At 66.4% G+C, this 20017-nt stretch carries 19 protein-coding genes and 2 pseudogenes; 16 read left to right on the top strand and 5 right to left on the bottom strand.

Annotated features, from left to right (window positions below):
* The first annotated feature begins 10 nt into the window (after positions 1–10).
* The 3 genes from ABFB10_RS00430 to ABFB10_RS00420 all read left to right on the top strand — a co-directional run bounded on the left by ABFB10_RS00430 (position 11) and on the right by ABFB10_RS00420 (position 3079).
* Complete coding sequence (locus tag ABFB10_RS00430; RefSeq protein WP_347164872.1) at positions 11–1072, top strand: sensor histidine kinase; 1062 nt, start codon at positions 11–13, stop codon at positions 1070–1072.
* A 152-nt stretch (positions 1073–1224) separates the two neighbouring features.
* Complete coding sequence (locus tag ABFB10_RS00425) at positions 1225–1599, top strand: c-type cytochrome (protein WP_347164871.1); 375 nt, start codon at positions 1225–1227, stop codon at positions 1597–1599.
* Between the two features lie 187 nt (positions 1600–1786).
* On the top strand, positions 1787–3079 hold the full coding sequence (locus ABFB10_RS00420; protein WP_347164870.1) for a PQQ-dependent sugar dehydrogenase: 1293 nt from the start codon (positions 1787–1789) through the stop codon (positions 3077–3079).
* Between the two features lie 254 nt (positions 3080–3333).
* Here the strand turns inward: ABFB10_RS00420 and ABFB10_RS00415 are convergent, their stop codons facing one another.
* A complete protein-coding gene (locus ABFB10_RS00415) occupies positions 3334–4173 on the bottom strand; it encodes a hypothetical protein (protein ID WP_347164869.1) in 840 nt (279 codons plus the stop codon).
* A 112-nt stretch (positions 4174–4285) separates the two neighbouring features.
* Positions 4286–4999, bottom strand: coding sequence for a DnaA N-terminal domain-containing protein (locus ABFB10_RS00410; RefSeq protein ID WP_347164868.1), 714 nt, complete (start codon positions 4997–4999; stop codon positions 4286–4288).
* A 366-nt stretch (positions 5000–5365) separates the two neighbouring features.
* Here ABFB10_RS00410 and ABFB10_RS00405 point away from each other — a divergent pair.
* The 8 genes and pseudogenes from ABFB10_RS00405 (at position 5366) to ABFB10_RS00370 (ending at position 12927) form a co-directional block, all read left to right on the top strand.
* A pseudogene (locus tag ABFB10_RS00405) lies at positions 5366–6677 on the top strand (AAA family ATPase).
* 105 nt (positions 6678–6782) lie between these two features.
* Positions 6783–7703 (top strand): ParB/RepB/Spo0J family partition protein, encoded by a 921-nt coding sequence (locus ABFB10_RS00400; protein WP_347164867.1) that lies wholly within the window; start codon positions 6783–6785, stop codon positions 7701–7703.
* Positions 7704–8180: 477 nt separating this feature from the next.
* Positions 8181–9194, top strand: a complete 1014-nt coding sequence (locus ABFB10_RS00395; RefSeq protein ID WP_347164866.1) for a MurR/RpiR family transcriptional regulator — start codon at positions 8181–8183, stop codon at positions 9192–9194.
* 100 nt (positions 9195–9294) lie between these two features.
* Entirely contained in the window at positions 9295–10332 is a 1038-nt protein-coding gene (locus ABFB10_RS00390; RefSeq protein WP_347164865.1) for a TRAP transporter substrate-binding protein, read from the top strand.
* Positions 10333–10355: 23 nt separating this feature from the next.
* Positions 10356–10913 carry a TRAP transporter small permease gene (locus tag ABFB10_RS00385; protein WP_347164864.1) on the top strand — a complete coding sequence of 186 codons (558 nt, stop codon included), beginning with the start codon at positions 10356–10358 and terminating at the stop codon, positions 10911–10913.
* Positions 10910–11548 carry a TRAP transporter large permease subunit gene (locus tag ABFB10_RS00380; protein ID WP_347164863.1) on the top strand — a complete coding sequence of 213 codons (639 nt, stop codon included), beginning with the start codon at positions 10910–10912 and terminating at the stop codon, positions 11546–11548. The genes ABFB10_RS00385 and ABFB10_RS00380 overlap by 4 nt, the downstream gene beginning before the upstream one ends.
* Before the next feature lie 37 nt (positions 11549–11585).
* Positions 11586–12212, top strand: a complete 627-nt coding sequence (locus ABFB10_RS00375; protein ID WP_347164862.1) for a TRAP transporter large permease subunit — start codon at positions 11586–11588, stop codon at positions 12210–12212.
* Positions 12213–12216: 4 nt separating this feature from the next.
* Entirely contained in the window at positions 12217–12927 is a 711-nt protein-coding gene (locus ABFB10_RS00370; RefSeq protein WP_347164861.1) for an aspartate/glutamate racemase family protein, read from the top strand.
* 440 nt (positions 12928–13367) lie between these two features.
* Here the strand turns inward: ABFB10_RS00370 and ABFB10_RS00365 are convergent, their stop codons facing one another.
* The gene (locus ABFB10_RS00365; protein ID WP_347164860.1) at positions 13368–14231 is read right to left on the bottom strand and encodes a MurR/RpiR family transcriptional regulator; all 864 of its coding nucleotides are present in this window, start codon (positions 14229–14231) and stop codon (positions 13368–13370) included.
* Positions 14232–14413: 182 nt separating this feature from the next.
* On the opposite strand from ABFB10_RS00365, the gene ABFB10_RS00360 reads away from it, so the two are divergent.
* From ABFB10_RS00360 to ABFB10_RS00335, 5 genes and pseudogenes are all read left to right on the top strand, one after another.
* Positions 14414–14920, top strand: a complete 507-nt coding sequence (locus tag ABFB10_RS00360) for a TRAP transporter small permease (RefSeq protein WP_347164859.1) — start codon at positions 14414–14416, stop codon at positions 14918–14920.
* Positions 14917–16311 (top strand): TRAP transporter large permease, encoded by a 1395-nt coding sequence (locus tag ABFB10_RS23875; RefSeq protein ID WP_430522972.1) that lies wholly within the window; start codon positions 14917–14919, stop codon positions 16309–16311. Before ABFB10_RS00360 ends, ABFB10_RS23875 begins: the two co-directional genes overlap by 4 nt.
* A pseudogene (locus ABFB10_RS00345) lies at positions 16226–17110 on the top strand (TRAP transporter substrate-binding protein); the annotation flags it as partial. The gene ABFB10_RS23875 and the pseudogene ABFB10_RS00345, both read left to right, overlap by 86 nt.
* A gap of 208 nt (positions 17111–17318) precedes the next feature.
* Positions 17319–18059 carry a M81 family metallopeptidase gene (locus ABFB10_RS00340; RefSeq protein WP_347164947.1) on the top strand — a complete coding sequence of 247 codons (741 nt, stop codon included), beginning with the start codon at positions 17319–17321 and terminating at the stop codon, positions 18057–18059.
* Positions 18056–18802 (top strand): MlrC C-terminal domain-containing protein, encoded by a 747-nt coding sequence (locus tag ABFB10_RS00335; RefSeq protein ID WP_347164858.1) that lies wholly within the window; start codon positions 18056–18058, stop codon positions 18800–18802. The genes ABFB10_RS00340 and ABFB10_RS00335 overlap by 4 nt, the downstream gene beginning before the upstream one ends.
* On the opposite strand, the gene ABFB10_RS00330 is transcribed toward ABFB10_RS00335, so the two are convergent.
* Together ABFB10_RS00330 and ABFB10_RS00325 are read right to left on the bottom strand one after the other, a co-directional pair.
* On the bottom strand, positions 18775–19551 hold the full coding sequence (locus tag ABFB10_RS00330) for an IclR family transcriptional regulator (RefSeq protein ID WP_347164857.1): 777 nt from the start codon (positions 19549–19551) through the stop codon (positions 18775–18777). The genes ABFB10_RS00335 and ABFB10_RS00330 overlap by 28 nt on opposite strands.
* Positions 19552–19605: 54 nt before the next feature.
* Positions 19606–19992 carry a RidA family protein gene (locus tag ABFB10_RS00325; protein ID WP_023852104.1) on the bottom strand — a complete coding sequence of 129 codons (387 nt, stop codon included), beginning with the start codon at positions 19990–19992 and terminating at the stop codon, positions 19606–19608.
* Positions 19993–20017 lie beyond the last annotated feature (25 nt).

Raw genomic sequence — 20017 nt, 5'->3', positions numbered from 1 at the left:
AGGCCCCGCCGTGCCACTCCTGTTGCCGCCAGGACAGGGGCCCGGGGAAGAGGTGGTGCCGGGCTGGTTTCTGGGCTGGGTCGCGCCGGATATCGGCCCGGTCACCGTTCCGGTCGCAGGCCCTGACACAGGGCCCCGCGGCGTGATCGAAATCGCGGCCAGCGCCGGGGACGAAGCCGCCGAGGTCTGGGAGGATATCAAGGCGCTCTTTCTGGTCTGGAGCCTGGCCACGTTTGCGCTGCTGCTGCTGTCGGGCATGCTTGTGCGGCGCGCGCTCGACCCGCTGCGCCAGCTCGAAACCCTGCTGATGCGCCTGCAGTCGGGCGACTACGGCAACCGGGCAGCGGCCATCGGCACACCCGACCTGCGGCCCATCGGCGACCGGATCGACCGGCTGGCCGCGTCGCTGCAACGCTCCGAGGCAGACCGAAAGGCCCTGTCGGCAAAGCTGCTGGCCCTGCGCGAAGACGAACGCCGCGCGCTGGCCCGGGACCTGCACGACGAAATGGGCCCCTGCCTCTTCGGGTTGAGCGTTCTGGCCGAGGGCCTGCGCGCCGACCCGGCCCCAGCGCCAGAGCGGGCCGCCGGGATCGAGCGGCTCGTCACCGACATGCGCCGGATCAACAGGCGGGTTCTGGATACGCTGCGGCCCTCGACCATCGGACAGCTGCCCCTGCGCGACGTGCTGACGGATCTTGTCGGAGACCACGCCGACGCGCACCCGGATATCCGTTTCCACCTCGTCTGCCCCGCCCCCCTGCCCCGGACCGGCGACACCGCGGATGCCACGCTCTACCGGGTGCTTCAGGAGGCCCTGACAAATGCCCTGCGCCACAGCCAGCCCCGTCATATCCGCATCACGCTGACGGCCACGCAAACCGGCGGCCTGCGCCTGAGCGTCGAGGACGACGGCCATGGCCCGCGCGCCGGATGGACCGAGGGGCGCGGCCTGATGGGCATGCGCGAACGGATCGACGCGCTGGACGGCACAGTCCGCCTTGACCGGTCAGAGGCTCTGGGCGGCGCCCGCCTTGCGGTGCTGCTGCCGCTCGCCAGCCCCGCAACGCCGTAGCACCGGGCGGGCGGGCACATATTCCATCGACTCGATACTGCCCGGACCGCGCCGCAAGTCTGGTCCGCGGAGGCCCCGGTCAATACAGACTCCTTGGTTGATGGCGAAGATTGACACGGAAATGCTCTGCTCCACATCTGAGTGTGAAACCAATGATGGAGACGAAGCAGATGTGGAGGAGTGTCTGTCTGGGGGTCGCCGTTGTGCTGCTGGGCTCGGTCGGCCACGCGCAGGACGCCGCGCCGAAGGCCGAGGGCGAGCCCGCCGTTCAGGACGTCGATCTTGCGGCGGCGAAGAAGATCTTTACCCGATCCTGTCGCGCCTGCCACGGCAACAAGGCGCAGGGCGCCGCCAGCTACCCCAGCCTGTCCGACAAGGACCCCGCGTATATCGTCGAGCGGCTGGAACGCTACCGCGAGGGCGAGAAGATCGGCCCCAATTCGATCCTGATGATCCAGCACGCGAAAAAGCTGTCCGACAACGATATCGCCAGCCTCGCGGTCTATGTGACCACGGCCTTCAACTGACACCCCCGAAGGCACCCTTGGAACGATCGGGGGACGGCGCGACCTGAGGAAGACCTGCCTACCGAAGGGCCGCGCCCCCCGCACCGCAACAGCCCTTGGTCTTGCGCAGACATGGGCAACAGAACCCGAAGAACGGGTCCGGCCAGATCAATATTCAACACCATGGCCGGTGAAAAGGGAGGAAACTATGACATATTCAGACCACCGCTTGACCTGGCCCATGGCTGCGTCGCTGCTTGCCGGAACGGCGATGCTGTCGGCCCCGGCGATGGCTCAGGACGGCATGAACACCACCATGCTGACCCATGAGATCGTGCTCGACGATCTCGACAACCCGTGGGACATGGCCTTCCTCGATGACGGCACCATGCTGTTCACCGAGAAATGCAGCGGCCTGTCGGTCCGCATGCCCGACGGGTCGGTCAACGCGCTTTACGGCGTGGGCGAAGCCGAAGGCTACCCCGAGAACGGCTCTGACCTGTTCTGCGAGGGTCAGGCCGGGATGATGGGCGTTGCCTTCGATCCCGAGTTCGACAGCAACCGCCGGATCTACGTCTATTCGACCTCGAACATGTCCGACCCGCACACCAACCGCCTGATGCGTTTCACGCTGAGCGAGGATTTCACCTCGGTGGCGGATCGGACCGACATCGTCGACGACGTGCCCTACAAGATGGCCGCCTCTGACCACCCCTTCGGCGGTCCGGGGGCGCACAACGGTGGCCGCGTGCGGTTTGGCCCGGACGGGGCGCTGTTCCTGACGACCGGCGACACCCACAACGGCGAGGTTCCGCAAAGCCCGACGATCATGGGCTCCAAGGTTCTGCGCATCGACACCGACGGCAACGCCCACCCGGAAAATAGCCCGCCCGAAGGCTTTGACCCGCGGACCTACACCTATGGCCACCGCAACGTGCAGGGCATTGCCTTCCACCCGGAAACCGGCGCGGCGATCACGGCAGAGCACGGCCCATGGCACTCGGACGAGATCACCGTCCTCGTGAACGGCGGCAACGCCGGCTGGGATCCGCGCCCGAACATGGCGGGACGCGGGGATTGCCCCGACGACTACTGCGGCTACAGCCCGAACCAGGAAGAGGGGATGAACCGCTATGAACGGGCGGCCTTCATGCCGATGACCGACTTCGAGACCTACCCCGACGCAATGCCCCCGATCTGGAACAACAACGGCTGGTCGCAGGGCACCTCTTCCGCCGCTTTCCTCTCGGGCGAGCAGTGGGGCGACTGGGACGGCGCCATGGTCGTCGGCATCATGGGGATCGGCTTTGGCGGCACGCCCATCGGGCAGCGCATCGACGTGATCCAGTTCAACGACGACCACGACGACGTCTATGACGTGACAGAAATGACCCTGCCGATGGATCCCGGGCGTTTCCGCTCTGTCGTCATGGGGCCGGACGGCAGCCTGTATACCTCGATCGACGAGGGAACGATCTACAAGCTGACCCCCGGAAACTGATCCTTAAGGGTCGCGCGCCCCTGCGCGCGGCCCGCTTTTTTCAGGGGCATCCCCGGCAAGGCGCAGGCCATCCGCCGGGTCACGAGGCCCCGCAATCGGCTTTGCCTGCCCCCTCCCGGGTTGCACTCACCCCCCTGCCCTGCACGAAACCCCGGCTCAATGCATAGAGGATACGGCGATCCGTCGCGCGGGCCGGCTGCGTTTTCACGCCATCAGTCTGGCTTGCCGAAAGGGTCTCTGACGAAGGCGCGGCCTCAGGGCCGACCCAGGACCACGGGGCTGTCGGCAAGGCGTTCCTGCAGCAGCGTGACATACTGCCGGGCGGTCATGCCCACATGCGCGCCCAGCCCGGCGGCGGTCCGGTTGACGAAGGACAGGATGCCGGTTTCGAGCACCGACTGCGCATTGCCGATCCGCGCACTGGTGACCGAGACCGAGGCGCCGGGCTTACCGTGTTCGTCCAGTGCCATCACGCGCCGGACCCCGTTCCCCTCCTTGCCGAACCCCGCGTCGCACAGCAGCACACCCCGCGCGTCGCCGTTCATCAGGATCCGGCTGTCCGTGGGAAGCAAAGCCCCATGCGAACCCGTGACCATGATCGACCCGGCGTCCTCTGGCGTCAGCAACGCCAGCGAGTCGATCACGACGATGCCGGGGCGACCGTTTTCCCCGGCGATCAGGGCGCGGCTCTCGGCCTTCGCCGGAACCGCGTAGCCGAAGGCTTTGGCGGCACGCATGTGCCCGGCACAGTCCTGCGTGCTCTGGCCCACCCTGCAGCCGATCCGTGCGGCTGCCTCGTTGACGTAAGAGATGACGCCGGTGTCGTGGTGATCCTGCCCGTCCCCGATCCGCGCCGAAAGATGCGAGGTCGCCGCAGCCGGGACCCCCAGCTTGCCGAAATAGCTGATCGCGTGGATGCCCTCGGACTCTTTCCCCACCCCGGCATCGTTGAAGATCACCGCCCTGACCTGCGCGCGGGCGGCGCAATAGGCGGCGTATTCCCCGCCATGGGACGCCGCCACCACAACCCGTCCGGCATGGCCGGGCCCCAGCTTGGTCACGGTATCCAGCCATTGGATGCGGTCTTCGGTCATGGTTGTCCTCTTGTCTCTGGCGACCGCCTTCGGCGCGGGAGCTGGCGGTGTCGCCACCCCCATCACGACGCCGGGGCGACCACCCGCCGCCTGCCGCTTGCGTCCCGAACGGTCACACCGTGATCTCGATCCGCCGCAAACCGGGAAAAGACAGCTGCGCCGTTCCGGTCAGCAGTTTCTGGTGATGTGTCTGCACGTATTGCGCAAGGAACCGGGTGGGCGCGCGCAGCATCAGAACCCCGGCCTCGTAGCCCGCCATCGACAGGGCCGAGAACCAGCTGCGGTGCAGGGCCGGTTCCAGCGCGGCCAGCCGTGACAGGGTGAGGGCCCGAGGATCGGCCGGGTCAGCCGCAGGCGGCGGCGCCACCGCTGTCCCGGCCCGCGCCTCGGACGCGGCGAAGTCCACGTGCACAACCTTTTCCGGGATCGGTTTCGGCGCCTGCTGTGTCATGCGCTCCGAGTAATCGGGTCCGACGCGATCCCAGACCGGCGCGCTCAGCCGGTGGATTTCTGCGATGTTCAGGCGATAGGCCGCCACCCTGCCCCGCACTCCGGGCCTTAGTTGCAGCAGGATCGAGGCGGCGGTCAGCCTCTTGATCTCACGCTTGACCGTGCGTTCATCCACCGACCAAAGCCGCGCCATTTCCCGCTGACCGACGGTCAGCTCGTCGCGGCTCCAGTTGTATCGCGCGGTCACCAGTGCCACGAGTCGCAGCATCGAGGTCTGAAACCCCGGTGTCCCGTTCAAGCCGGCAACCGACATCGCTGTCAGCAGGTCGTATTTCTGAGAGCCGGCCTGCGGGCCGGTGAAACGCCGAGCGTCCATGACTGCCACCTCTTGTGCCGAGACCGTCTCTGCGTCCGATTCCCGTTCTGCCTTCAGTGTTCACTAATCCCGTTTTTTGTCAACATCGGGTTAAGTACGGGAGCGCTGTCCCGATTTCTAAAAAAGAAGAAAAAATCGGTATATAGGTAATGGGGGACAGCCAAGTGTCACCTTATCGATCTTGCGGTGTCACCCTATATCCTGCGGATTGCCCTGGTCTGTCACCCAAACCGTTGCCGCCGTTCCACGAAAATCCCGTAATTGGGTCCGGATCTCCGAAAAATGGCGGTTCCCGGGATTCTGCGTTTTGCGCTTTCGCGAAATCCGGTTATTCAGGGGCAAATACCACATAACGCGAGCGAGGTCATGCGAGATCATTCCAACCTACAAGCCATGAACGAACGCAGCCTTGCCCAGCAGGCGGCGGTTCGGAAGGCGACCTTTTCCCCGAGCTGAGGAGAAATCCCTCCGGCCCTTCTCGATCTGGGAAATCAGCCAGTTCATGTTTCATGTCCCCGCCGACACGCTGCGCAAGAAGCTGGCCGATGACCCCTCGCTGCCGCAGGGATCGACAGAGGAGGACGGGCGGCAGCGCTGGTTCTCGCTGGCAGAGATCAACGAGCTGCGTCGCCGCATCCGTTTCCGGGGCAAGACCTTGCTGCCGCACCGTCCGGCGGGACGGGCGATGCGCGTGGCGGTGTCGAACTTCAAGGGCGGCGTGGGAAAGACCGTGGTCGCCCAGCATCTGGCCAATGCCGCCGCGCTGGATGGCTACCGGGTGCTTGTGGTCGATTTCGATCCGCAGGCCACGCTGACCCATTCCATGGGGCTGGTCGAGGTCAAGGAATGGAACACCGTCTGGGGCATCATGTGCCGCGATCTCTGCCGCGAGGCCGATCGCATCGCTGCCGCCTATGATGATCCGGCGGATTGCCCCTACCCCACCGCGGACGAGCTGCCCGAAGACGTCCAGTCCATCGGCGCCCAGCGGGTTCAGGACTTCATCCAGAAAACCGCCTGGCCCACCATCGACATCATTCCCTCCTGCGCCAACGCGGCTTTCGTCGAATTCGCCAGCGCCCAGTACCGGGCCATGCACAAGGCCTGGAGCTTCTTCGGCTGCGTCGCACGCTACCTGGATGAACTGCCGGAGGACCAGTTCGACCTGATCATCTTCGACTGTCCGCCCGCCATTGGCTACCAGTCGCTGAACGCGGCCTTCGCGGCGGATATCCTCTATATCCCCTCCGGTCCCGGCTACTGGGAATACGACAGCACCACCAGCTTCCTGGGCCAGCTGGGCGATGCGCTTGAAGATATCTCGGAAGGCTACGCGCGGATTGCGCAGGATGCGGGGATCACCCTGCCCAAGCAATTCGACGACATCCGGTTGTTGATGACCCGGTTCGAGGCCTCCAACCCCTTGCATGTCGCGATGATGGAGGCCTTTCGCAACGTGTTCGGCGCCGATGTCTGCCGCAATGCGATCGAGATGACCCGGGCGGTCGAGCAATCCGGGCGTTTCCAGATGTCGGTCTACGAGCAGGATTATCGGCAGATGACGCGCGAGACATGGAAGCGCGCGCGACAAAGCTTCGATACGACCTACGAAGAATTCAAGGAAGTGGTGCTGGGCGCCTGGATGCGTCGCGACAAGAAAGAGGAGGTTAACACATGAGCAGGAACAAGTTCGGGTTCGGCCCCATCGACGCCCCCGATACCCCCAAGCGCAAACGCAACCCCGGTCCGATGGGGACTGCGGTCCGCGAAGCGGCCGGATCGCTTGCGGAAAGCACCGAGAACCTGGTGGAGCAGCGCCGCCGGAACGCCTCTGACGCCAAAGAGTGGCGTCGCGCCCGGAGATGAGGGGCGGGTTCTGGTCGAGCTTCCTGTCGGCGAGATCCGGACCGATGCGCTGCCGCGCGACCGGCTGGATCTGGAGGCGGTCGCCGCCTCTGACGAGATGGAGGAACTGAAAACCTCCATGCGGGAGCGCGGCCAGAAAGAGCCTATCGAAGTGTTCCAGGTGGATGGCGGCTACCAGCTGAAGAAGGGGTGGCGTCGACTTACGGCCTTGCGGCAGCTGCACAAGGAAACCGGCGACGACCGTTTTGCGCGCGCGGTTGCGCGGGTCGATGAAGGGCAAAGCAGCCGGATCGACCTTTACATCGACATGGTCGAAGAGAACGTCATCCGCGAAGACCTGAGTTTTGCCGAGATGGCGCAGGTCGCCATCATCGCCGCGCAAGAGGAAGGGCAGGGCGCCCGCGACCTGGTCAGCCGCATCTACGCCTCTTTGCACAAGATGAAGCGCAGCTACATCCGCAGCTTCGTGCATCTGCTGGAAGAGCTGGGCGAGGCGCTGAAGTTCCCGAAGGCCGTGCCCCGCAACCTTGGAGTCGATGTCGTGCGACGGTTGCAGGCGGCGCCCGATCTTGCCGAGGCTTTGCGCGGCGATCTTATTGGGGCGGAAACCGTAGAGGACCAACTTGCCATCCTGCGCCGTTTTGCGGATGGCGAGACCCGGGTGGCCGTGGCTCCGAAGTCGCAGAAGAGCGTGAAGTACGAGTTCCACGTCGGCAAGAGCAAGGTCACCGCGCGCAAGGGAGAATGCCGGATCCTCTCCGAGGTGGATTTTTCTTCGGTCGACCGGGCCAAACTTCAACGCGCCGTGGAGGCTTTCGAAGCGGCGCTGGAGCAGTAACCCGTGGGTTACGCGCGCCGACCGTAACCCACGGGTTACCCAAGGCGTCACGCAACGTCTGGCCCCGAAGACCGATCCGTCATCGGCCTTCGGGGCGCACAGGGGTGAATTGGCCGGATGCCACAAGGGCAGGGCGGCCGTCAGGCGCTGACGCGCAGAGAAAGCCCCTGTGACAGTCTCTTGCGAGACTAGCGGAATGCAGCAGGGGCGGGACCTGCGCGTCCGGTTCTGCGTCCCCCGAGCCTTGCGAGTTGTCCGATCTGCCGGGCCAAACTCATGCCTCTGCGTGGGGAAGTTATTGAATACAAATCATTTTTCGGTAGCTCTCTTGATTTTCCGGCGCCTTTTCCGAGACGGGCAGCTTTGCCCTCGCCCGAGGGTGGGCGGCAGCCGGTTCTGTGGCGTGTGCGCGGCGCGCTGGAGCTTCGGGCGACGCGGTGCGCCTGCGGCGTTCTGGCCGGGGCGGGATACCTCAGGGTGCAGGCGTGGCGCTGGCTATTGATCGGGAAACGGGCTATTCGTGAAAAACCGATTTCACGAGGCTCCATGTCGTCACGGCCCTTCCTGTCCCGCGTCCGCCGCGCGCTGCCCGATCTGCATCCGGCGGAGCGCAAGCTGGGAGAGTTGGTCTGCGATTTTCCGGGCGAACTGGCCAGCTACTCGGCATCGGAGCTGGCGGCGCTTGCCGGCGTGTCGAACGCCACCGTGACCCGCTTCGTGCGCCGCCTTGGTTATCCCAACTACGAAGAGGCCCGGCGCCATGCCCGTTCCGAGCAGCAGACCGGGTCGCGGCTGTTCACCGCGCGTGCGACCGAGACCGAGATTTCCGACGCCAACGCATTTGCCAGGATCGACATGGACAATCTCGCCGCGACCTTCGCCGGGATTGAACTGACCGAGATCGATGCCCTGGCGCGGGCGTTGCTGTCGGCGCGCAAGGTCTGGGTGGTCGGCTACCGCGCCGGGGCGGCCTTGGCGGTCTATATCTATTGGCAACTCACCCAGGTGATCGAGGATATTGTCGCGATTCCCGGGCAGGGCCACACGATGGGCGAACATATCGCCAGCGTCGCGGAGGGCGACGTGGTGATCGTGTTCGGGCTGCGGCGGCGCGTGTCGCAGATCGACCGGGTGCTGGACGCGCTGGACCGGACCGGGGCGCGGATCGCCTATGTTACCGACGAGGGGGCCAGCCCGCGCACCGACGCGGCCTGGCATTTCCGCTGCGAAACCGCCTCGTACCGGGCCGCTGTTCAGCCATGTGGCGGTGATGGCGCTGTTGAACGTGCTGGCCAACCGCACCATCGTTTTCGCCGCCGAGGCCGGACGGCGTCGCCTCGGCAGAGATCGAATCGGTCAACGAGGCGCTCGACGAGCTTCAGTGACCCTCGGGCCCGATTTGCCCGACCCTCCCCCCAGAACCTGTCCATATCTGACCGAAACACGGGCGCTCCACGGCCTCGGAAAGGGTGTCCTTGGCGCGGTTTATGAAAATCTAGTTTCTTTTGTGTGAAAATGTGCTTTCATGGAGGGGCCGGTTTTTCACCCCATGGACGGGTCCGAGCCGGGCAAACCAAGGGAGAGGAAAACCATGAAACGCAGACTGATTGCCGCCGCCGCCGGGGTCATCGCCTTTGCCGCCGGGGCCGCCGGGGCCGATACCGTTTCGCTGCGGGTGCTTGGCCAGCCGGTTGGCTCGGGCCTGATCCAGCAGAAGAAGGAGCAGCCCTTCTTCGAAGCCTTCGCCGAACGGTCGGGCATGGATGTGCAAATCGAATTCCTGCCGGTGGACGTGTCGGGCATCCCCGACACCGACGGCATCCGGGTCCTGCGCAACGGGCTGTTCGACGTGGTCTCGGTGCGCGGGCCGCAAATCAGCCGCGACGAGCCGACCATCCTGGGGCTGGACCTGGTCGGGCTGAATCCCGATTTCGCCGCCGGCAAGACCCATGTCGCCGCCTTCATGCCCACCGTCGACAAGGCGATGCAGAAGCGGTTCAACGCCAAGCTGCTGGGCATCTGGCCGGCCGGTCCACAGGTCATCTTCTGCAAGCCCGAGGTCTCTGAACTGGCGGATCTGGACGGGCTGAAGGTCCGGGTCGGCGACCAGTCCGCCGCCGCCTTCGTCGGCAAGTTCGGCGCCACCGGCGTGCCGCTGCCCTTCGGCGAGGTGCAGCAATCGCTGGCGCGCGGAGTCGTGGATTGCGCCATCACCGGCCCGGCCTCGGCCAATTCCGGCGGCTGGCCGGAAGTGACGACCACGGTGCTGCCGGTGGCGCTGCAACTGGCGACCAACGGCTACGCCATCAATCTCGACAGCTGGAACGCGCTGTCGGCGGAGAACCAGCAGAAGCTTCAGGCGGCGATCGAGGTGCTGACCGACGAGATCTGGACCTATTCCGAAGAACTGTATGTCGATGCCATGAACTGCAACACGGGCCCCGAACCCTGTGTCCACGGGACATCCTATTCGCTGAAGGCGGTCGCGGTCAGCGACAAGGATCTGGCCGCGGTGCGCGAGGCGCTGGTCGAAACCTCGCTGCCCGGTTGGGCCGAGCAGTGCAACAAGGTCAACCCGTCCTGCGAAGCGGACTGGATGGCCTCTGTCGGCGCCGAGCTCGGCCTGTGATCCCGAGAGCGGAGGAGGCTGCCATGCAACGCTATTCGAAGGCATCCGCGATTGTCTTCGGCCTGATGATGACGGTGCTTTGCATCGTCATCGCGGTCGAGACGGTGCTGCGGAAATTCCTTGGCCATTCGCTTGCCGGGGTGGACGAACTGTCGGGCTACGCCATCGCGATCGGCGCGCCCCTCTGCTTCACCGTGGCGGTGATCGAGCAGGCGCATATCCGGATCAACCTGCTGCACATGAAGATGCCGGCCTTCCTGCAGGCCGCCACCAACCTTCTGGCGGCGCTGACCCTGGCCGGGCTGGCGCTGTTCCTGCTGGTGTTCACCGCGCGCACCGTGCAGGAAACCCAGCTGTTCCAGTCGGTGGCGCAGACCCCCTGGGCGACGCCGCTGATCTGGCCGCAGGCCCTGTGGCTGGTCGGCATGTCGGTCTTTGCGCTGGCCGCGGTGCTGCTGGCGGCGCGGGCGGTCCGGCTGGCCCTCGCGGGTCGCGGCACCACGCTGCGCCGCGACTACGGCCCCGACACGGTCGAAAACGAGCTTGAAGCAGAGCTTTCCGACCTGGAGGCGCGGGCATGAGCATTTCAGTCATCTTCGGCGGCTTCGCCGTTATGCTTTTCCTGATGTTCCTGTCGATGCCGGTGGCGGTGTCGATTCTGGCGGTGGGCGGTGTCGGCGGCTACATGGCCTATGGCATGCCGCTGGTCGAAACCATGGGCGGCGTCGTCTGGGGCACGCTCAACAACCCGGTGATGACGGCGATCCCGCTGTTCATGCTGTTGGGCGAACTGCTGCTGCGTGGTGGCATCGCGGACAAGATGTTCGACGCGCTGGCGGTCTGGCTGGGCCGGTTGCCCGGCGGGCTGCTGCACACCAATATCGGCACCTGCGCGCTGTTTTCGGCGACCTCCGGGTCGTCGGTGGCCACCGCGGCCACGGTCGGCACCATCGCGCTGCCCGCGCTTGGCGAGCGCAACTACCCAAGCCGCCCGGCGCTTGGCACGCTGGCGGCGGGGGGCACGCTGGGCATCCTGATCCCGCCCTCGGTCAACCTGCTGGTCTACGGCTCGCTGGCCAATGTCTCGGTCGGGCAGCTGTTCATCGCGGGCATCCTGCCGGGACTGCTCTTGGTGGTGCTGTTCTCGGTCTATATCGCTTTGGCCTATCCCAATGCCGGGCGGGACAGCGCGGTGATCGACGTCCCGGCTCGCTGAAAAGCGGCGTCTGCTGCGCCATCTGGTGCCGCCGGCGGTGATCTTCGGCATTGTCATGGGCTCGATCTATGGCGGGCTGGCGACGCCGACGGAAAGCGCGGCGCTGGGGGTGATGGCGGCCTTCTGGTTCGTCTGGCGCAACCGACGGCTGAACTGGGATCTGCTGGTGAACTGCTTCGTGCAATCGGCCAAGACCACCGGCATGGTGGTGCTGGTGATCGTCTGCGCGCTGCTGCTGAACGTCACGCTGTCGATGACCGGCGGCACTCAGGCGGTGACGCGCTGGGTCACGGGGCTGGGCCTCAGCGCAACCGCACTCATGCTGTTGTTCGTGTTGTTCTACGTCATCCTGGGCATGTTCATGGACGCCATGTCCATGCTGGTGCTGACGGTGCCGGTCGCGGTGCCGATGGTGGCGGCGCTTGGCATCGATCCGATCTGGTTCGGGGTCTTCGTGGTGGTGATGTGCGAGATCGGCCTGATCACACCGCCGGTCGGCATGAACCTGTTCGTGGTGCAGGGCGTGCGCAAGGGCGGGGGCGATTTCAACGACGTGGTGCAAGGGGCGCTGCCCTTCGTGCTGATCATGATCGTGTTCGCGGGGCTGCTGATCCTGGTGCCGGATATCGCGTTGCTGCTGCCCTCACTCTCGGCGGGGCAATGATCCGATGAGCACGCTTCTTCAGACACGGGCGGGGACTGTTCTCGCCAAGCCCTGCCGCCTGCTGGTGGTCAATCCCAACGGCAACCCCGCCGTGACCGATCTGGTCCGGGCCTCCGCGCAGCGGGCGCTTGGGCCGCACACAAGGGTCGAGGCGATCAATCCCGCCGATAGTCCGCGCTCGATCGAGACGCCGGACCACCGGCGGCTGGCCGAGCCGCTGGCGATCGAGTTGCTGTCGCGACACCCCGATTACGACGGCTATGTGATGGCCTGTTTCGACGATATTGCGCTGGCGGAGGGGCGCCGTTTCCTGCGCGGCCCGGTGGTCGGCGCTGCCGAGGCGGCGGTGGCGGCGGCCCGGTTCCTGGCCGACCGCTTTGCCATCGTCACCACGGTCGAAACCATGGTGCCGGGCATCCACAAGCTGCTGGCTGGGCTGGGCGCGACCGGGCGCTGCACGGTCCATGCAACCGGGGTCGGCGTCGCGGCGGCGGCGGGGGAGGGGGCTGCGGTGGACCGCAGCATCGATCAGGCCATTGCGCGCGCCCGCCGCGACGACGGGGCCGAGGCGATCATCCTCGGGTCCGGCGGCCTGACCGGTCGTGCCGGTGCTTTGGCCGAACGCCACGGCCTGCCGGTGATCGACTCCATCGAGGCGGCGCTGGTGATGGCAGAGGCGATGGCGCAGATGCAGGCCCGCCAGCAGCGGGCCTGAGCATCCGGTGCCGGGGACCGGCAGGGGCAGGGCGACCCGGCGCGGTCGGCGGTGGCTGGGCCACCGTCGACCGCGTCTCGGTCTGGGTTCACGAGCGCAGTCAGGCCGGGGCAGGGGGGCTGCTCATGCCAAGGGCGCGGCCTTCCATCCGACGCAACAGGCCCGGCGACCGGGTCTTGGTGAAACCTGTCTTCGTCATCAGAAGCTCTCGGGTCATGCTGCCGGGAAACCTCCGTCTCCGCAGGTCGCAAGGATCGGATCGGCAGGACGTGGGGCGACATGCATGTCGCGCCGCAGGCCACCCATCCGGGACAGTCAGGCATCCGGGACCGTCAGGGCCGCCCGCGCGACCCGCTTGTGACCGGAGGTTGACTGGATGCGCGGGGATCGCGCCGCTCAGTCGCCCAGCGGTTGCGGCCCTGTCCGGCCATGATAGGCGGTCAGCGACGAGCGCAGCCGCCGCAGCCGGTCGGCGCTGTCCTCGGGGGTCGTGCGCGCAACCGCCGTGGCCAGCGCATCGAGCAGCAGCAGGTAGGCGAAACGCGAGGCGGTGGGCTTGTAGATGTCCTGCTCTTCCGGGAGGTCGAAGCACAGCGCGATCTCGGAGGCCGCCGCCGGGGAGAGCCGTCGCGGGTGATGCAGACCGTCGTCGCGCCATAGCTTCGGGCCACACGCAGCGCGGCGATGACCTCGGCGGCGTGGCCGCTGTTCGAGAAGGCCAGCAGCACATCGCCGGGCTGCATCGCGGCGGCGCGCATCTGCATGAGGTACGGATCGCTGGTGGCCACGGCAATCCGCCCCAGCCGGAAAAAGCGGTTCGCGGCTTCCTCGGCGGTCATGCTGGATCCGCCGCCGACCCCGATGGCCAGCAGCGACCGGCAGCCCGCAATCGCGGACCGCGCTCGTTCGAAGGTGTCGGCGTCGATCTGCGCCTCGAGCGTCGCCATGCTGCGCAGCGCCGCATCCTGAACCTGCTGCACCACCTCGACGCCACCGGTCGCGCCGGGCGCCACGGGCGGATCGAGATACTGGCGCGACACCGCGAGGTTCTGCGCCAGAACCATCTTGAAATCGCGGAACCCGTCGCAGCCCAGCGTCCGACAGAAGCGCACCACCGTCGGGGTCGAGACCTCGGCCAGCGCGGCCAGGTCGGCGATGGTCATCTGGGTGACCGCCTCGAGATTGGCCTTCACCACTTCGGCAACCCGCTGTTCACGCGCGGCGAAATGGCGATCCATGTCGCTGAGCGCGGTGATCACGTCATTGGGGGCGGCAGCGCGGGGGGCATTCGGCGGGGGCGTCATGGGGTGATTCTGCACATCCAGCGGTGAAAATGGAGCCTTAGTTGTGCCTTGAGATAAGAGCACAGTCGGTATCTACCTGAAAATTATGACAATTTAAAGAAAAATGTACCTCAGTTACAAAATATGAAGACGAGTTACGATTCTTTGTTACAGTGACCCGGAGACGGAAGAGGGAGACCCAGATGGAAACGCCAATCGCACGGGCCAGTGCCAGGCTCAACCGGGCCGTCGAGCTGATCGTCGCCGCATTGATGGTGGCGCTGGTGCTCGATGTCTGGCTTGGGGTGATCGACCGCTATCATTTCCACTGGCAACTGCCCTGGCCGGAAACGCTGGCGCGCTACCTGATGATCTGGGCCGCGATGCTGGCCGTTTCCAGCGGAATCGCCCGGCGCGAGCATATCGGCCTGACCACCGTCATCGACCGTCTGCCCTTCGGCCTGCGCCGGACGCTGCTGATGATCAGCGACGTACTGGCGCTGGCGCTCTTCGCCTACCTTCTCTGGTTCGGCATCGGCTTCGCCACCGGCGGCGCGAACAAGCAGGCGATGATCTTCGGCGTCTCCATGGCGCCCTTCTACGCGGCCATCCCCGTCTCTGCCGCGATCTGCTGCGTCCAGCTGATCCTTGTCATCCTGCGCGACAAGGGCCGCCAGGGCGAACCCGCAACCGTGGAGATGCCGAAATGACCGTCGCGCTGGTTTTCGTCCTGCTGCTGATCATCGGCACGCCCATCGGCTTTTCCGTCGGCATCGCGGGGGTCGTGGGGCTGATCTCCATGGGGGGCGAGCGCTTCCTTGCGGTGGCCCCGGGCAAGGTCTTTGCCGGGCTCGACGCCTTCCCCTTCCTCGCCATGCCGTTCTTCATCCTGGCGGGCGAGATCATGAACCACATCGGTATCACCGACCGGCTGATCAAGCTGGCCGAGGTGCTGGTGGGCCGGTTCCGGGGCGGTCTGGCGCATGCCAATATGCTGGCCTCGGTGTTCTTTGCCGGGCTGACCGGCTCGGCCACCGCCGACGCCGCCGCCTTCGACCGCACGCTGGTTCCCGCCATGGAACGCGCCGGGTACAAGCGCGACTATGCCTGTGCGGTGACCGCGGCGGGGTCCATCATCGGGCCGACCATTCCGCCCTCGGGCCTGATGGTGGTCTATGGCTCGCTGATGGGCGTGTCGATTTCCGGCCTCTTCGCGGCGGGCATCCTGCCGGGCCTTGCGATCTGCGTGATCTGCATGGCGGTCATCGCCCTTGGCGGCAAACGCGAGAACCTGCCCGTGGCAGAGCGCGGCGCGACGCTGGGCGAGATCTGGCGCACCTTCGTGTCCTCCCTGACCGCGCTGGCCATGCCCGCGATCATCCTCGGTGGCATCCTCGGCGGTATCGTCACACCAACCGAGGCGGCGGCGATCGCCGTGGCCTACGCGCTTTTCATCGGGGCCTTCGTGTACCGCAGGCTGACCTTCGGGGCGCTGCTGGAAATGCTCATCAGCACCGCGCGCATCACCGGCGTGATCTTCGTCATCATCGCCTTCGCCGGTATCCTTGGTTGGTGGATGAGCTTCGAGCGCATCCCGCAGGCCATCGCCGAGGCGGTCCTTGCGACCTCTGAAGAGCCACTGGGTGGTGACGCTGATCATCATCGCGGTGCTGCTGGTGATCGGCATGGTGATGGACATCACCGCTATCCTGATCCTGCTTGCCCCGGTGCTGGTGCCGCTGACCGAGACCATCGGGCTCGATCCGATCCACGCAGGAATCATCTTCATCTTGTCGCTCAACATCTCGCTGATGACACCGCCGGTGGGGGCCTGCCTCTTCGTGCTGTCCTCGGTGACGGGCGAGAAGATCGAACGGATCACCGTCAAGCTCGTGCCCTTCCTGCTGGCCGAGCTCGGCGTGCTGATCGTCTACGCCTACTGGGAGGACGCGGCGCTGCTGCTGCCCCGCCTGCTGGGCTTCACCAACTGAGAATCCAACAAGGAGGAAAAACCAATGAAAACCATGCTGAAAACCCTGTGCCTCGGCACCGCGCTTGTATCCGGGGCGGCCCAGGCGGAAACCATCGGCTTCGGCCATGACAACAAGGCGGACCCGTTCGAGAACCCGGCCCATGCCTGTACCGCCGTCTTCGCCAATGTGGTCGCCGCCGACACCAATGGCGAATACGAGGTCGAGGTCTTCCCGTCGAACCAGCTTGGCTCTGCCTCGGAGCATGTGCAGATGGTGCGCGACGGCGTGATCCAGATGACGCTGGCCTCGACCGGCGCGATGGCGGGCTACTACCCGCGCATCGACGTGCTGAACCTGCCGTTTGCCTTCCGCAACAACGCCAGCACCTACAAGGTCTTCGACGGTCCCTTCGGCGAAGCGCTGGCCGAGGACATGGAGGCAGAGCTGGGCGACGTGGTGGTGCTGGGCTTCCCGGACACCGGCGGGTTCTTCGCCGTGACGAACTCGCAGCGCGAGATCGCCACGCTGGCGGATTTCGAGGGCATCCGGGTGCGCACCATGACGCTGCCCTCGCACCAGAAGATCATGCAGGCGCTGGGGGCCGAGGCCTATCCGCTGGCCCGGGGCGAGGTCTATTCCGGTCTGCAGACCGGCGTGATCGACGGCCAGATGAACCCGGTGCCGACCATCTCCTTCGCCAAGTTCCCGGAGGTGCAGAAGTACCTGACGCTGACCAACCACCTGTTCTCGCCCTACACGCTGCTGATCAACCGCGACTTCTACGAGGGCATGTCGCCCGAGGCGCAGGCCACGCTGCAGGACGCGGCAGAGGAATGCGTCACCGCCTCGCGCGGGCTGTCGCGGATCATCGAGGCCTCGGACCGCGGCCTTGCCGGGCTGATGGACCAGATGGAAGTGACCGCGCTGTCCGCCGAGGACCGTGCCGCGATGGTCGAAGCGACCCAACCGGCCTTCGAGGCCTATGCCGCCGAGACCCTCGACGAGGGCGCGCTGACGCTGCTCGACCTGTTCAAGACCGAGGTCCGAGGCGGCCAACGATTCCGCCTACCTCGACTGATCCCCTCGCGCGGGGCTGTGACGGCCCCGCGCACCCTCTCTGGAAAGGCTCCTACCCATGCGCGTCTTCTGCGCCTCCGTCGGCTTCGAGGCCAACACCTTCTCCCCGCTCCGCACCGACTTCAACGACTTCGCGCAAAGCTTCTACGCGCCGCCCGGGCAGCACCCCGAAACCCCGACCCTGTGCAGCGCCGTCTTCCCCGCGCTGCGCCGCCGCGCCCGCGCGGGCGAGATCGCTCTGATCGAGGGCACCGCCACCTGGGCGGAACCCGGGGGGCTGTGCAACGCCGCGACATGGACGCGGCTGCGGGACGAGATCCTCGGCCAGCTTCGCGAGGCGCTGCCGGTCGACGCCGTGGTGCTGGGCCTGCATGGCGCGATGATCGCGGAAGGCACCGTGGATTGCGAAGGCGCGCTGATCGCCGCCGTGCGCGAGATGGTCGGGCCGGACGTGAAGATCGGCGTCAGCTTCGACCCGCACAGCCACCTCAGCGAAGCGCGCACCGACAACGCCGACGTGGTCATCGCCTTCAAGGAATTCCCCCACACCGATTTCGCCGAGACCGGCGAGGCGGTGGTAGAGCTGACCCTGCGCGCGGCGCGGGGCGAGGTGACGCCGCAGGTCTCGGTCTATGACGTGCGGATGATGGATGTGCTGCCGACCTCGATCCAGCCGATGCGCGGTTTTGTCGATGAGATGATGGCGCTGGAAGGCACGGGGCGCGTGCTGGCGGTTTCGGCCATTCACGGCTTCATGGCCGGGGATTCCCCGATCTGGGCGCCAAGATCGTCGTGGTGACGGACAACGACAGGGCAGGGGGCGACGCGCTGGCGGAACGGCTGGGGCGGCGGCTTTTCGGGATGCGCGGCCAGACCCGGCCCGAGTTCCTGACGCTGGCGCAGGGTATCGAGCGCGCCACCGCGCTGGCCTCGAAGGACCGCAGCGGCCCGGTGGTCGTGGCCGATATCTGGGATAACCCGGGCGGTGGCACCGCGGGCGATTCAACCATTGTCCTGAAGGGCTTCCTCGACGCGGGCGTGACCAATTGCGCCTTCGGCACGATCTGGGACCCCATGGCCGTGCGCCTGTGCCACGCGGCGGGGACGGGCGCGACGCTCGACCTGCGCTTCGGCGGCAAGACCTCGGCCACGGCGGGCGATCCGATCGACGCGACCGTCGAGGTGGTGCAGGTGCGGAAGGACGCGGTGCAGAGCTTCGGCACCTCGGTGGTGCCGCTGGGCGATATCGCGGTGATCCGGGTGCAGGGCATCGAGGTGGTGCTCAACAGCAACCGCTCGCAGGCCTTCTCGCCGGATCTGTTCGGCAACGCGGGTGTCGATCCGATGCGCAAGGATATTCTTGTCATCAAGTCGACGAACCACTTCTACGGTGCCTTCGCGCCCATCGCGTCGGATGTTCTTTATGTCGCGGTCGACGGGCCTTATCCGAACGACCCCGCGACGAACCCCTACACGCGCCTCACTCGCCCGCTCTGGCCGCGGGTCGAGACCCCTCACGCGGTGAGCGAACCGGCGCCGTGAATGCCTGCCAGCCGTTCCGACAGCCGCGCCGCGTGCTGGATCAGGCTGGCCTTCAGCGCCGCGTGGCGCGCGCGGGCCTCCTCGCGCGGGGCCACGAGGCAGAGCGTCGCGACGCAGGCCCCGCGCTCGCCGGTGACAGCGGCGGCAAAGCAATGGGTGTAGCTGTCCGACGGGCTGTCGAAGGAAAAGAACCCCTCGCTGGCGGCGGCGCGCAACTCCAGCAGGAACTGCGCCGGGGACAGCGTCTCGCCGCCCGGCTGGCGGAAGTCCTCGGGCGGGATCAGCGCCAGGATCTCGTGGTCGGTCAGGTGTTGCAGCAGCAGCCGCCCCGAGGCGGTCCAGGGGATTGGCGTCGGTTCACCGACGTCGCCACTGATCCGGAAGGCGCGGTCCGCCTCGCGCATCAGCAGGACGGTGTACTTGCGCCCGTCGATCACGCAAAGCTGCGAGGTCTCGCCGGTCTGCGCGGTCAGCGCGTCCAGAACCGGCTGCGCCTCGCGCGCCAGGTCGAAGCCCGCAAGGTAGCTGCGCCCCCAGAAATGCGTCTTGCGCCCCGGGTAGAGCATGCCCTCGGCGTCCGCTTCGAGCAGGCCGAGCCCGGTCATCGTGGCGCAAAGCTCGTAGACCGACGACCGCGGCGCGCCGATGGCGCGGGCGATCTCGGCCGGGGGCATGGGGCGACAGGCCCGCGCCAGCAGGTCACAGATCTCGACCGCGCGGTCGAGCCCGCGTGCGCGTTTGCGTTCCATGTCTCGCCCCTTGTGCATGGGCCGCGCGAGATCCCCGCGCGGCCCGTCGGGAAATTACGCTTTCCTGAAAGCGATGCAATCCACCTCGACCTTGCAGTCGACGACCATGGCCGACTGCACACAGGCGCGGGCGGGCGGGTTGTCGCCGAAGTACTGTTCGAACACGCCGTTGAAGCTCCAGAAATCGCGCGGATCGTCCAGCCACACGCCGACGCGCATGATGTCGGCGGCGGTGTAGCCCGCGTCGGTGACGATCTTCAGCATGTTCTGGATCGCGATATGCGACTGCTCGACGATGCCGTGGCCGGCGACTTCGCCGTCCTTCATCGGGGTCTGGCCCGACACGTAGAGCCAGCCGTCTGCCTCGGTTGCCTTGGCGAAGGGCAGGGCCTTCTGTCCGTTGCCCTTCGCATCGCCGACGCCGTGCCGCTTGATGGTCATGTTTGGTCTCCTTGGTCCGTCTGTG

It is taken from the genome of Ponticoccus litoralis, from assembly GCF_039769985.1.
Lineage (GTDB): Bacteria > Pseudomonadota > Alphaproteobacteria > Rhodobacterales > Rhodobacteraceae > Ponticoccus > Ponticoccus litoralis.
The sequence above is the reverse complement of the archived record's forward strand: the minus strand, read 5'-3'. Positions and strand labels throughout refer to the sequence as shown.

Bases quoted from the DNA above. Each gene is read 5' to 3' on its own strand.
- ABFB10_RS00425 (WP_347164871.1), top strand. From the start codon at position 1,225: ATGATGGAGACGAAGCAGATGTGGAGGAGTGTCTGTCTGGGGGTCGCC.
- ABFB10_RS00420 (WP_347164870.1), top strand. From the start codon at position 1,787: ATGACATATTCAGACCACCGCTTGACCTGGCCCATGGCTGCGTCGCTG.
- ABFB10_RS00415 (WP_347164869.1), bottom strand. From the start codon at position 4,173: ATGACCGAAGACCGCATCCAATGGCTGGATACCGTGACCAAGCTGGGG.
- ABFB10_RS00410 (WP_347164868.1), bottom strand. From the start codon at position 4,999: ATGGACGCTCGGCGTTTCACCGGCCCGCAGGCCGGCTCTCAGAAATAC.
- ABFB10_RS00390 (WP_347164865.1), top strand. From the start codon at position 9,295: ATGAAACGCAGACTGATTGCCGCCGCCGCCGGGGTCATCGCCTTTGCC.
- ABFB10_RS00385 (WP_347164864.1), top strand. From the start codon at position 10,356: ATGCAACGCTATTCGAAGGCATCCGCGATTGTCTTCGGCCTGATGATG.
- ABFB10_RS00380 (WP_347164863.1), top strand. From the start codon at position 10,910: ATGAGCATTTCAGTCATCTTCGGCGGCTTCGCCGTTATGCTTTTCCTG.
- ABFB10_RS00370 (WP_347164861.1), top strand. From the start codon at position 12,217: ATGAGCACGCTTCTTCAGACACGGGCGGGGACTGTTCTCGCCAAGCCC.
- ABFB10_RS00365 (WP_347164860.1), bottom strand. From the start codon at position 14,231: ATGACGCCCCCGCCGAATGCCCCCCGCGCTGCCGCCCCCAATGACGTG.
- ABFB10_RS00360 (WP_347164859.1), top strand. From the start codon at position 14,414: ATGGAAACGCCAATCGCACGGGCCAGTGCCAGGCTCAACCGGGCCGTC.
- ABFB10_RS23875 (WP_430522972.1), top strand. From the start codon at position 14,917: ATGACCGTCGCGCTGGTTTTCGTCCTGCTGCTGATCATCGGCACGCCC.
- ABFB10_RS00340 (WP_347164947.1), top strand. From the start codon at position 17,319: ATGCGCGTCTTCTGCGCCTCCGTCGGCTTCGAGGCCAACACCTTCTCC.
- ABFB10_RS00330 (WP_347164857.1), bottom strand. From the start codon at position 19,551: ATGGAACGCAAACGCGCACGCGGGCTCGACCGCGCGGTCGAGATCTGT.
- ABFB10_RS00325 (WP_023852104.1), bottom strand. From the start codon at position 19,992: ATGACCATCAAGCGGCACGGCGTCGGCGATGCGAAGGGCAACGGACAG.